General features: G+C 54.2%; 11 protein-coding genes. 1 reads left to right on the forward strand and 10 read right to left on the reverse strand.

Features of this window, described 5'->3' with window-relative positions:
- The 8 genes from B3M52_RS19390 to B3M52_RS19425 form a co-directional block, all read right to left on the reverse strand.
- On the reverse strand, positions 1-1,079 hold a 1,079-nt coding region (locus tag B3M52_RS19390; RefSeq protein WP_286750040.1), incomplete at its 3' end, for an ATP-binding protein.
- Between the two features lie 29 nt (positions 1,080-1,108).
- Positions 1,109-2,203 (reverse strand): 3-dehydroquinate synthase, encoded by a 1,095-nt coding sequence (gene aroB / locus B3M52_RS19395; RefSeq protein WP_075195818.1) that lies wholly within the window; start codon positions 2,201-2,203, stop codon positions 1,109-1,111.
- The gene (aroK, locus tag B3M52_RS19400; protein WP_036203590.1) at positions 2,196-2,762 is read right to left on the reverse strand and encodes a shikimate kinase AroK; all 567 of its coding nucleotides are present in this window, start codon (positions 2,760-2,762) and stop codon (positions 2,196-2,198) included. Before aroK ends, aroB begins: the two co-directional genes overlap by 8 nt.
- A gap of 130 nt (positions 2,763-2,892) precedes the next feature.
- Positions 2,893-4,974 (reverse strand): type IV pilus secretin PilQ, encoded by a 2,082-nt coding sequence (gene pilQ / locus B3M52_RS19405; RefSeq protein WP_177190642.1) that lies wholly within the window; start codon positions 4,972-4,974, stop codon positions 2,893-2,895.
- 66 nt (positions 4,975-5,040) lie between these two features.
- Positions 5,041-5,589, reverse strand: a complete 549-nt coding sequence (locus B3M52_RS19410) for a pilus assembly protein PilP (protein WP_036203584.1) — start codon at positions 5,587-5,589, stop codon at positions 5,041-5,043.
- A 2-nt stretch (positions 5,590-5,591) separates the two neighbouring features.
- Positions 5,592-6,203 carry a type 4a pilus biogenesis protein PilO gene (locus B3M52_RS19415; protein WP_041335800.1) on the reverse strand — a complete coding sequence of 204 codons (612 nt, stop codon included), beginning with the start codon at positions 6,201-6,203 and terminating at the stop codon, positions 5,592-5,594.
- A complete protein-coding gene (locus tag B3M52_RS19420) occupies positions 6,203-6,766 on the reverse strand; it encodes a PilN domain-containing protein (RefSeq protein ID WP_041335802.1) in 564 nt (187 codons plus the stop codon). The genes B3M52_RS19415 and B3M52_RS19420 overlap by 1 nt, the downstream gene beginning before the upstream one ends.
- The gene (locus B3M52_RS19425; RefSeq protein ID WP_036203576.1) at positions 6,766-7,830 is read right to left on the reverse strand and encodes a pilus assembly protein PilM; all 1,065 of its coding nucleotides are present in this window, start codon (positions 7,828-7,830) and stop codon (positions 6,766-6,768) included. Before B3M52_RS19425 ends, B3M52_RS19420 begins: the two co-directional genes overlap by 1 nt.
- Before the next feature lie 214 nt (positions 7,831-8,044).
- Between B3M52_RS19425 and B3M52_RS19430 the strand changes: the two genes are divergently transcribed.
- On the forward strand, positions 8,045-10,531 hold the full coding sequence (locus tag B3M52_RS19430; protein WP_075195819.1) for a penicillin-binding protein 1A: 2,487 nt from the start codon (positions 8,045-8,047) through the stop codon (positions 10,529-10,531).
- A 94-nt stretch (positions 10,532-10,625) separates the two neighbouring features.
- Here B3M52_RS19430 and B3M52_RS19435 read toward each other — a convergent pair whose 3' ends face one another.
- Together B3M52_RS19435 and rpmE are read right to left on the reverse strand one after the other, a co-directional pair.
- A complete protein-coding gene (locus tag B3M52_RS19435) occupies positions 10,626-11,891 on the reverse strand; it encodes a malic enzyme-like NAD(P)-binding protein (RefSeq protein ID WP_036203569.1) in 1,266 nt (421 codons plus the stop codon).
- A 232-nt stretch (positions 11,892-12,123) separates the two neighbouring features.
- Positions 12,124-12,345, reverse strand: a complete 222-nt coding sequence (gene rpmE, locus B3M52_RS19440; protein ID WP_007154619.1) for a 50S ribosomal protein L31 — start codon at positions 12,343-12,345, stop codon at positions 12,124-12,126.
- Positions 12,346-12,552 lie beyond the last annotated feature (207 nt).

Here is a 12,552-nt window from a genome sequence, read left to right on the forward strand (position 1 = left end):
TCTGGCTCTGGCTCTGGCTCTGGAACAGCCTGATCAGATTCTTCCACGCTGGGCAACTTGGTCTCGACGACCGGTTCCGACAACTCTACATCGGTCTCAATCGGTTCAATATCCGGGCTGTCAGGGCCGATGGTGATGCTTTTGCGTACGGTTTCCGGCTCAGGTTCTGACTGCTCCCTTGCAACAGAGTCGTCATACTGCTGCGATACAAGCCACCAGGAACCAGCGAGTATGACCAAGGCCAGCGCGGGCCAACGCAGATTAATCGGCATCGAAAACGTCCGCTTGGCGCCACCTCCGGTCGATGCCATATCCAACCATACGGCTGGTGTTACACGCTTGAGACGGGAAAAACTCCCCTGACTCAAACTGTGTAATTGTGACAATTTCCCTGGCGACAGCAACTCCTTGGGCTTACCACCAGCTCGGTGAATTCGGGGCTCGAGATAAGCGGCGACTTCTTCTTTTGTCAGTGGGCGAAGATGAACCTGATGCACGCCGGCACCGTCCCCTGACAACCCAAGCATCTCAATCAACCGCCCGCTGCCACTGAACACAGGAACCGCCGCCGCAGATCGATCTGCGGCTTCAAAAGCAGAAAACAACAATCTCAGTAGCTCGGTGGGTGCACGATCCGCATCATCGATCAGCAGGACCATCCGCTGCCCCTTCCGAGCCCTGATTTCAGACCATCGGAAAAAGCCGTAAATGGCGTCACGCGCACCTTCGCCAGGATTCAACCCTTTGTGCGCAATACCGAGCAGCGCCCGTGACAGCGCCTGAGTACTCGTCAGCGCCGCAGCTGGTACCCGATGAAAATCCAGACGGGAAGACTCACTTCTCACCAGTTCCGCAAGCAACCGACTTTTGCCCGCCCCCACATCACCAGTGAGAAGCAAAGCGAGGTCACCAAAACCACAGAGGTGACGAAGCGTTTCCAGGGCGTGGTGGCGAGAGGCATCCGGAAAGAAGGGTGTTTCCATATCCAACGGATCGGCCCTTAACCCATAACGCTCCTGGAGTCGCGGAAACAAACCACCACCGTCATGACTATTGAGTCCTTCGTTGTTCACCGTCATTCCCTGCTTTATCCCAGATCAATACCTGTTCAGACTTCTCTACAAAAGCCCCGAAGCGTGGCATCCAGTTCTCGCCTATCCACCGCATCCGTCACCACAGCATCCCCGAGCCTGCGAAGGAGGACCAAGCGCAACGAACCATCCACATTCTTCTTGTCGACTGCCATCAATCGCAGAAAATCATCGGGAGACATCCCCGTGGGTGCAAGCGCCGGAAGCTTGGCTCTCTCGATAATGCGCACAACCCTGGCACGATCCTCTTCGGTTATCATGCCCTGGCGCAAGGAAAGATCCGCAGCCATCATCATGCCAGTACCAACAGCCTCGCCGTGCAGCCAGTTGCCGTATCCAGCGAAGGTCTCAATGGCATGACCAAACGTGTGCCCAAGGTTGAGTATTGCCCGTAAACCACCTTCTCTTTCATCTTTTGCTACAACGTCCGCCTTGCAGGCGCATGAGCGATAGATAGCTTCCACCAGGGCTGTTGTTTCCAGATCAATGAGCGACGTAATTTCTTTCTCAAGCCAGGCCAGAAAATCGGTGTCCCGAATCAGGCCATACTTGATAACTTCCGCAAGGCCAGCAGACACCTCCCTTGGAGAAAGGCTCCTCAGACTGTCGGTATCGATCAGTACAACTTCCGGTTGGTGGAAGGCACCGATCATATTCTTGCCCAACGGGTGATTGATACCGGTCTTTCCTCCGACCGAGGAGTCCACCTGCGACAACAATGTCGTCGGGATCTGGATAAAAGAGACACCACGCTGGTAGGAAGCGGCGGCAAACCCGGTCATATCCCCAACCACGCCACCCCCCAAAGCAACCAGCGTGGTTTTGCGGGAGTGACGCTTCCCCAGCAAACCGTCGAAGATACGGTTTAGCGTCTGCCAATCCTTGTATTTTTCACCGTCTGGAAGCACAACCGTATCTACCTGCTTTCCAGGGAAACAGGCTCGGGCTGACTCAAGATACAAGGGCGCAACCGTTTCGTTGGTGACGATCATGACTTGTGAACCAGAGACAAAGGGACTCAGATCATAGCTACCCAGCAGCCCCTGACCGATAACGATTGGGTAACTTCGATCGCCCAGCTCAACCGTCAACTCCCGCAGTGAGTCACGCATGATTTCTGCCTTCCTTACGTATTTGCCTTTTGTGGCGAGGTGTCCTCGGATTAATCCGGTTCACCAATTGCCGTACGACCAGCCTGGGGCTCTTGCGGTCAGTAAACATGACGACATCGGCCAAGAGCGAATAGATAGGGTCCCGCACGGCAAACAGATTTCTAAGGACCGCCTCGGGGTCGTCATTCTGCAACAGGGGACGATTGCGATCCCGCCTCGTTCTTTCAACTTGCTGCTCAATCGAGGTTTTCAGGTACACCACGACGGAATCGCGTTTAAGATGCGCGTGATTCTCTTCTTTCATCACCGCGCCACCGCCCGTCGCCAGCACTGTCTGTGGATATTCCGACAGTTCAGCCAACATGGCCGTTTCACGATGCCGAAAGCCGTCTTCCCCTTCTACGTCGAAGATCCAGGGAATATTGGCGCCGCACCGCTCTTCAATAATTCGATCGGAATCGAGAAAGCGATAGCCCAGCTCTTTGGCCAGCATGCGACCAATTGTGCTTTTTCCCGCACCCATTGGGCCGACCAGGACAACTCGTTTTGGCAAGGACATAACTTCCGCTCATCTACATTCCGGCGCGTGAGAATATCACAGGGTAACGTTTTCCATAAGTTTCAGGAAATGAACCAACAAAAAAACCGCCGTGCGGAACACGGCGGTTTTTTTTTCGGAGGCAACCCGATTACTGAATCAGGTCGCTCTTGATGATCTTCGGTGTGATGAAGATCAACAGTTCGCTACGCTCATCAACATGCTCAGTGCGCTTGAAGAGGCGGCCGAGGTAGGGAATATCACCCAGGAACGGAGTCTTGGTAGTCGTCGTCGTAACCTCTGACTGGAAAATACCGCCCAGAACGACGGTTTCGCCATTTCCAACCAACACCTGAGTGGTTACCTCATTAGTGTTGATGGCAGGAATACCGGCGGTCACTTCACCACGGGAGTCCTGATTAACCACCAGATCCATGATGATTTTGTCATCCGGGGTGATCTGAGGGGTTACTTCAAGAGCCAACGCCGCTTCCTTGAAAGATACTGACGTCGCACCGCTGGAAGAAGCCTCTTGATAAGGGATCTCCTCACCGGACTTAATCTTGGCGGTCTGGCGATCGGCAGTAACAACGCGGGGCTGGGAAACAACTTCCGCCTGTCCGTCACTCTCCAGTGCAGAGAGTTCCAGGTCCACAAGAAAATCATCACTGCCCAAGCCGATGGCAAATGAGGAAGCACCTTGGCCGGTGACACCCAAATCTACCGCCAGAGCGTCCGGGAAGGTGATCGTGTTGTTGGTACCACCAGCGGCTTGACGCGCCTCCTCAACCGCGTTCTGCGAACCACCCACTGAGAAAACGTTATCACCACTGACATCGTAGGCGGCACCACCCCAACGAACACCGAGATTTTCGGCAACGTTGGTTTGCGCTCTTACAATTCGAGCCTCAATGGAAACCTGACGAACAGGAACATCCCAGGTCGAAACCAGGCGGCGAATTTCATCAAGCTTTTCCGAAGTTTCACGAACACTGATCGTGTTGGTACGCGCATCTGAAGAGACGAATCCCCGAGAGGAGATAAGTTCTTCATCCGCCCTAATCAGTTCAACGACATCGGCAGCCTTGGCGTAATTCACCTGAATGATATCCAGGCGAACCGGTGCGAGCTCAGCGATCTGCTTGGACGTCTCCAGCTCAAGCTTTTCACGGGCGGCGATTTCATCGGCCGGAGCAACCAGCAGTACGTTACCAATCTGACGCTTGTCCAATCCCTTGGTCTTAAGGATCAGGTCCAGAGCCTGGTCCCAGGGCACATTCTGCAAACGCAGCGTGATGCTGCCACTGACCGTATCGCTGGCAACAAGGTTCAGACCAGTAAAGTCGGCAATCAACTGCAATACCGAACGAACTTCGATGTCCTGGAAGTTGAGAGAGAGCTTGTCGCCGGTGTACGGGAACTTCTCCTCTCGACGAGACTCAGCTTCCTCTTCTGTCAGCCTTTCCACGCTGACGGTAAACTGCGAACCGGACTGGTAGGCAATGTAGTCGTAGTTGCCTTCCGGACGAATTTCCACAACCGCATTACCATCTTCCGTGTAGGTATCAACCCGGGTTACCGGTGTCGCGAAATCGGTAACATCAAGGCGGCGACGAAGATTGTCCGGCACACTGGTACCGTCCATCGTCAAGCGAATCTTGCCCCCGAGCTCGGACAGATCCACGGATGCATTGGCACTACCCAGATCTACAATCACGCGTCCTTCGCCATTCTGCCCACGCCTAAAATCGACTCCCGCCAGGTCGTTGCCTGCCGATGAGACCGACTGTCCTCCCGATGCAGTAGTCATCGGTGTAGAGGAAGAAGTCGAGCCTGACGCTGCGACACCACTACCCTGACTGCCGATTGTGACGACCAGGCTGTTCTGGGTACGCACCGTCTCATAGGGAGCCAGCTCTGCCAGGTTGAAGATCAGGCGAGTGCGATCCTTGGTTTCGACAACCGTCATGCTCTGGGCGTTACCTCCCCCGAGCGAGATGTTGCGACTGTCGAGACCGCTGGTCGTGTCCCGGAGGTCCACTGCGATTCTGGCAGGTCGCTCGATCGTGTACCCGGTCGGTTCTGGTGGCTGGCCGTCAAACGCCAGCGTCACCTCGACCCGATCCCCGGACAGCGACGAAAACGACACGTCTTCCAGCGTGACCGCATTGGCCAGGCCGGATAACAACCCAAAAGCAATCACGCCGACGTATACATTGAGTTTTCTGAACATCGCTAGCCTCGACCCCAAACTTTTTTGTTCATGCATGTTTCTTTCAATAATCATAATGCCGCTCCCTTAGCCCTCATTCTCATCCAGCGACAGCGAGCGTGGACGCTCGACCCACCCGCCCCGGCCATTGGGAACGATTTCAATCAGTTCAACCCGGGTTTCATTGACGCCAATAATCCGGCCGTAATTCTGCCCTACATAGTTTCCGGTGCGCACCCTATGAATGCCGCCCATACCATCCTTGATCAGGGCAAAAAGGCTCCCGGATGCGTCACTTAAAGTGCCTACCATAGAGAGTTCCTTCAAATCGAAATTTTCGAGAACCTCTCTCGGCCGATCCAGATCCGGCTCGATATCGCTTTCCGGTTCCTGATCAACCATTGTGAGCTGGATATCAATCGGCGGTTCGAAGGGCGCTCTGCGATCCGCTGCAGAATAGCTGAAAGCCTCATACGCCTTGAACTCTGGTAAGGGTTCGACATGCCCCCGAGGCTTAGCTCGAGTGTCCGCCATAAACTTGTCAAGATCGGAAAAACCACTTCCCTGGGAGCACGCAGTCAGGAAAGATACCAGACAAATACTCATCCAGGCTTTTATTGCATGCTGTCTCGCCATGCTCATTCTCCAGCCCGGTAGCGGTAGGTACGTGCAAGAACCTGCATATTCAGCTGCTCTCCATCACCGCCTGTTGGTGTTATCGTTAGGTCGTGCAACGTCACGATGCGAGGCAGACTTGCCACACTGCTCACAAACGTCGCCAATTCATGATAGGAGCCTGTAACCCGAATATTGATCGGTAGCTCTGCATAAAAGTCGCGCCGCTGCTCGCCTTGCAACTTAACCTCTTGAAGCTCAAGACCGCTGCCCAACGCTGTGTTGGTGATATCTTCAAGAAGTCCTGGCACCTCGGTTTCACTCGGCAACTGACGCACCAGTGCCCCGAAGGTCTCTTCCATTTCTTCCATTTGCGCCTTGAACACTTCCAGATTTGCTACTTGGTATGCCTTGTCTTCATAGCGTTTCCGTAACTCCTGCTCCGTCTTTTCGACTCGCTCCAGTTGAGCGTATTGGTCCTTGATGAAGAACCAATAACCACCGCCGAGAATCAGGCCAAAGATGATGATCGCCACGATGGCCTTGACTGGCGCAGGCCAGATGCCGGCATTATTGACATCCAAGTCGTTAATATCGAATTCATTGAGGTTTTTCAGTGAGTCCGCGAGGCTCATTACTTATCCCCCCCTTCGGGCTCTGGTGTTTGCTGCTTTACCGAAAGATTGAACTGACTGTACCCGGCACGTTGGTTATCGGCAGCAGACACATTTGACAGATTGGGATCAGTGAACCAGTCAGATTCCTCAAAACGCCTCATCAGCGCTGAAATCCGACTGTTGGATTCCGACATCCCAACAATCTCAACCCGCTCACTCTTTTTGGTAAGGCTAGTGTAGAAAAGCCCGTCCGGCAGCGTACGAACCAACTCATCAAAGACCCGCACGATAATCGGACGCTTACCCTGGAGATCCTGAATAACCTGCATCCGCGAAAGAAGCTCATCACGCTTGCGTTTAAGGTTTTCAATCTCCTTGATCTGCTTATCCAGCTGTTTGGTCGCGGTCTCGATGTAGGCGTTCCTGGATTCCTGGTAGGCAATACGGTTGTCCATATCGGTTTTCCAGAGAAAGGTCAGACCAGCAGCAATAAAGGCCGCCCCCAGAATCATCACCACAAACTGTTTTTGCTTCTCCGCCCGGAGTTCTTCGCGCCAGGGTCTGAGGTTAATCTTTGCCATCAGTCAAAGCTCCTCATTGCCAGCCCACAGGCAATCATGAGTGAAGGCGCATCATTGCTCAGCGAAGACGCATTCACCCTTGATCCCACTGCCATGTCCGCGAACGGATTTGCAACCAGCGTGGGTGTGCCCGTTTTTTCCTCGACCATTTCTGTCAGCCCCTGGATAGATGCCGTGCCGCCAGCCAGAACTACGTAGTCAACCGCATTGTACTGGCTTGCGCCGAAGAAGAACTGCAGCGCCCTCGCAACCTGCTGAACTACCGCTTCCCGGAAAGGCGTCAGCACTTCGGAGTCGTAGTCATCGGGGAGGCCACCCTGCTTCTTGGCAAGGCCGGCCTCTTCAAGGGACAGACCATAACGACGCTGAATTTCCTCGGTGAGTTGTTTCCCCCCGAAAATCTGCTCGCGAGTGTAAACCGTCTTGCCTTCAGCCAACACGCTCAGTGTGGTCATGGTTGCGCCGATATCGACGATCGCCACAACGAGTTCTTCACCCTGGGAATCAAGCTGAGGCTCGATGAGGGCGTATGCCCGCTCGAGTGCGTATGCTTCGACGTCCACAATCTTGGTGGTCAAGGAAGCAATCTCCAGAGCGTCTTCCCGAATATCGACGTTTTCTTTGCGACACGCAGCCAGAAGTACATCGACCTGATCCGGGTTAGCCTCAGAGGGCCCCTGAACCTCGAAGTCGATTGCCACTTCATCCAACGGATAGGGAATATACTGATCGGCCTCGAGCGTGATCTGGTCTTCCATCTCAAACTCGTTAAGACCACCGTCCATCTGGATCAGCTTGGTAATAACGGCGGAACCGGAGACGGCCACAGCCACCTGCTTGACGCTCGTACGTGATTTGGACGCGACACGTTTGAGCACTTCGCCCACCGCCTCGACATCCGTGATGTTTTTCTCTACCACAGCATTGGCCGGTAGCGGCTCCACTGCGTAGCTCTCGACCTTGTAACGGTCGCCCTGCTTCGATAGTTCCAGTAACTTGACCGAGCTGGAACTGATATCCACGCCCAGCACCGAACTGGATTTTTTTCCTAACAATCCGAACACGCGCTCACCCTATACCTGGTTACATGCACCGGGTTATGAAAACTCCCGACGGAGTTCTTTCATATGTGTTTTTTATTTAAGAGAATTTCTTTAGTTTTCCGTCTACAATGCTCGTTCTTCTTTAATTGAGGAGCATTGCACCCGGGAAGCGGCTAGCCCTTCCTAAAGCAATTTCTCAAATGATAGACCTATATCCAACAGTTGTCAGAAAAAAATGTCTCATTTGTTGCGTACATCTCGCCTGTTTGCATGGCTCTTTCTCACTGGACTCAGTCTCGCCACAATCGTGGCGTCAGGATTTTACCTATATCTCCGCCCCGGATTGCCTCCTGTTGAGCAACTCCTGGACATCAAGTTGCAGACCCCATTGAGGGTCTACAGCGCAGACGACAAATTAATAGCAGAATTCGGTGAAAAGAGAAGGGCACCGGTCACAATAGAACAGATCCCTACAATTCAGTTACATGCCTTTATGGCAGCGGAGGACGCCCGTTTTTACGAACACTTCGGGGTCGACTTTAAAGGCCTGATGCGGGCTGCCATCGAACTGGTCTCCACCGGCGAGATCCAGTCCGGCGGCAGTACCATCACAATGCAGGTTGCAAAAAATTACTTTTTGTCACGCGATCGGACGTTTATTCGCAAGTTCAACGAGATACTTCTGGCTCTTCAGATCGAGCGTGAACTGGACAAAAACCGCATCATGGAGCTCTATCTCAACAAAATTTACCTGGGCAATCGAGCTTACGGCATTGCCGCCGCCGCCCAGGTTTATTACGACAAACCCGTGACCGAGCTTTCTCTGGCAGAAATGGCCATGCTTGCCGGGCTACCAAAAGCTCCCTCAGCCTATAATCCCCTGGCAAACCCCGAACGGGCACAGATCCGTCGTGACTGGATACTCGGTCGCATGCGCGACCTTCAATACATCACCAATGATGCCTATGAACTGGCGACCAACGCTCCGCTGACTGCAAGTTTTAACGCACCGTCCACTGAAGTTGATGCGGACCACGTTGCGGAAATGGCCCGGGCTGAGCTGGTCCGGCGGTTTGGCGATGCCGCCTACACCGACGGCTACGAAGTCAGACTGACTGTCGAGAGCGAGAAACAGCAGGAGGCGACCAGGGCACTCAGGGCCGGACTGGAAGCGTATGACCGGCGTCATGGCTTTCGCGGCCCCATTGGACAGGTGGATGAAGATCAGCTGAAACCGGACAACCTCGGCAACCTGATGGCGAATTACCCCCGCGTAGCCGAACTCGTGCCTGCAGTTGTAACCCGGGTAAGAGACAAAGACAGCGAAGTTGATCTTTACGCCCGCCAGCTTGGCGAGTCCGTAATGGCATTCTCCACAATGACCTGGGCCAAACGATACAAAACCGAAAACCTGACCGGGCCCGAACCAGAAAAGCCATCTGACGTGGTCACTGTGGGTGACATCGTTTATGTAAAGCCCATGGTGGTGATGACCCCAGAGCAGCCAAATGAATCTGACACCCAGGAGCAAAGCGATGAACAGCAAGCCCTGGATATCGCCGAAGTCAGGCGCGTTGCCCTCTCCCAGGTACCCGAGGTGCAGGGCGCACTAATCTCCCTTGACGCAAAAACCGGCGCCATTGAAGCACTCGCCGGCGGATACAGCTTCAGCCAGAACAAATACAATCGCGCCACCCAGGCGAGAAGGCAGCCAGGCTCAACCTTCAAGCCATTCCTGTACCTGAGCGCGCTTGAAAGCGGCATGACACCCGCAACCATCTACAACGATGCACCTATAGTGTTTGACGACTCCGAACTGGAGACCACATGGCGCCCCCAAAACTCATCAGGACAGTTTTACGGCCCTACTCGCCTGAGAGAAGCCCTGTACCGGTCCCGCAACCTGGTGTCAGTACGCTTGCTTCGGGACCTGGGCATCCAGAACACCATAGACTACCTTGAGCAGCTTCAGATCCCCACGGAAGACATGCAAAAAGACCTGTCACTCTCATTGGGCAGCGGACTTCTGACACCAATGGACCTGGCCCGAGGGTTCGCAGTAATCGCCAACGGCGGCTACGATGTCGAGCCCTACCTCATCAGCCAGATTTCGGACATCAACAACGAAACAATCTTCGAAGCACCGGACGTCAAACTCTGCGATGAAAACTGCACAGAGAAACAGGAGAACAACTCCGACGACGAGAAAGAAGTTCGCATTGCCAGGCGTCTGGCCGATGAACGCTCGGTATACATCCTGCATTCCATGATGCGGGATGTAATCAGACGAGGCACCGGCCGACGCGCTCAGGCCCTGGGACGGGATGACATCAGCGGCAAAACCGGCACCACCAATGAACAGAGAGACACCTGGTTCGGCGGCTTCAACCATGACGTAGCCACCACAGTATGGGTTGGCTTTGATCAACCACAACCTCTTGGCCGCCGAGAGTTCGGCGCCAGCACTGCCCTGCCCGTCTGGCTTGATTACATGAAAGTGGCACTAAATGGCGAGCCATCGTCATTGATGGCGAGACCCAATGGCATCGTTAACATCCGCATCGACCCTGAAACAGGCCGGCGTGCAAGACCGGGACAAGAAGGCGCCATGTTCGAAATATTCCGCGAGGAAGATGCCCCGCCACCACTTGACCCACAAGATGATTCATCGGGTGGCAGTAACAATGGCAGCAGCGATGACCTGTCGAGACAGATCTTCTGACACCAGCAAGCTGGACGGGGAATTCCACCGACAAAAAAACCGGCGATTCAACAATCGCCGGTTTTTTTTGTTTCCGAAACTCGATTGGGCTATATCAGATGATATCGTCCATCGATTTCAGTGGATAATGGGCCGGGTAGCCGTTACGAGCAACGCCTGAGTCAACCGCCGCGCGTGCGACTGCCGCCGGAACAACTTCCAGCAGGCGCACGTCCATCGGCTTGGGAATGATGTACTCCCGCCCAAACTCGAAACTTGCAACGTCATAGGCTTCACAGATTTCCTGCGGAACCGGCTCTTTCGCCAACTCGCGAATCGCATGAACCGCCGCCACTTTCATTTCTTCGTTGATCGCGGTCGCCCTCACGTCCAGAGCACCACGGAAAATGAACGGGAAGCCAAGCACGTTGTTCACCTGGTTCGGGTAGTCCGAGCGGCCCGTAGCCATGATCAGGTCATCACGAGTAGCCAATGCCACTTCAGGACTGATCTCAGGATCCGGATTGGAACAGGCGAACACAATCGGATTCGGCGCCATGAGTTTTAGCTGCTCAGCACTCAACAGATCCGGGCCGGACAGACCAAGAAATACATCGGCACCGTCCATAGCGTCATCAAGCGTACGCTTGTCGGTCTCGTTGGCAAACATTGCCTTGTACTGGTTCAGGTCATCGCGACCGGAATGAATCACACCCTTGCGGTCCAGCATGTAGATGTTTTCGGACCGAACGCCACAGCTGATCAGCAGCTTCATGCAAGCGATAGCCGCTGCGCCAGCTCCGAGGCAAACCACTTTGGCTTCATCGATTTTCTTACCCTGCAACTCCAGGGCATTGATCATGCCCGCAGCTGTTACGATCGCGGTGCCATGCTGGTCATCATGGAAGATGGGTACACTGCACTTTTCGATCAGCGCGCGTTCGATTTCAAAGCACTCAGGGGCCTTAATGTCCTCAAGATTGATACCGCCGAAGGTATCAGCAATACGCTCGACCGTTTCAATGAATGCCTGGGGGCTTTCGGAATTGACTTCGATATCGAACACATCAATTCCAGCAAAGCGCTTGAACAGTACGCCTTTGCCTTCCATAACCGGCTTGCTCGCCAGCGGACCGAGGTTACCCAGACCGAGGATTGCAGTGCCGTCTGAAATCACGGCTACCAGGTTACCCTTGGCGGTATATTTGTATGCGTTCTCGGGGTCCTTAGCGATCTCGCGGACCGGCTCGGCAACCCCGGGGCTGTACGCCAGCGAAAGGTCGCGGGAGGTCTTGGTGGGCTTGGTGATTTCCACACTCAGCTTACCAGGCCGCGGCTTGGCGTGGTATTCAAGGGCTGCTTCTTTCAGATCTTGAGACATTGCCACTGTTCCGTTTGTCACGTTTAAGAGGTAATAAGCCACCGGGCCTTGCCCAGCGGAGCGCGACATTATGGCGCGAAGGACTGCATCAGACAAGGCCAGTTTGACCACTCGCTAATCAGTCAATACGGCTTTTTGCGTATACATTCGCATCAGACGCGCCCTTCAGGACGAGCCTGCAGATACAAAAAAAGCGCCTCGCAAGGCGCTTTTTTCGTTATCAACATTCGAATCAGGCTTTCTTGCCACCGATGCGACCACCGAAACGCTTCTGGAAACGGTCGATACGGCCACCGGTATCCATCACTTTCTGCTTGCCTGTGTAGAACGGGTGACACTGGGAGCACACATCCAGAGTCAGGTCCTGAGTGAACGTGGAACGTGTCTTGAGAACATTACCGCAGGAACAGGTAGCGGTAATCTCGGCATACTTGGGGTGAATACCTTCTTTCATGGCGAACCTCTATCGGTCATGCCGCTACCAGATCACGGGACTGCCTGGTTTTCATAGCAATCCGGGTGTCGGGCACCGCATGTTTGAATCAATTGAGAAGACGGGGCACAATCATGCCCTGCCGGAAACAGACCGCGAATCTTACTTGCAAATGCGGTATCAGGCAAGCCCCGGACCGTCATATCATCCCGCCCGACACGGGACACG

This window comes from Marinobacter sp. UBA2688 (genome assembly GCF_002352785.1).
GTDB lineage: Bacteria > Pseudomonadota > Gammaproteobacteria > Pseudomonadales > Oleiphilaceae > Marinobacter > Marinobacter salarius.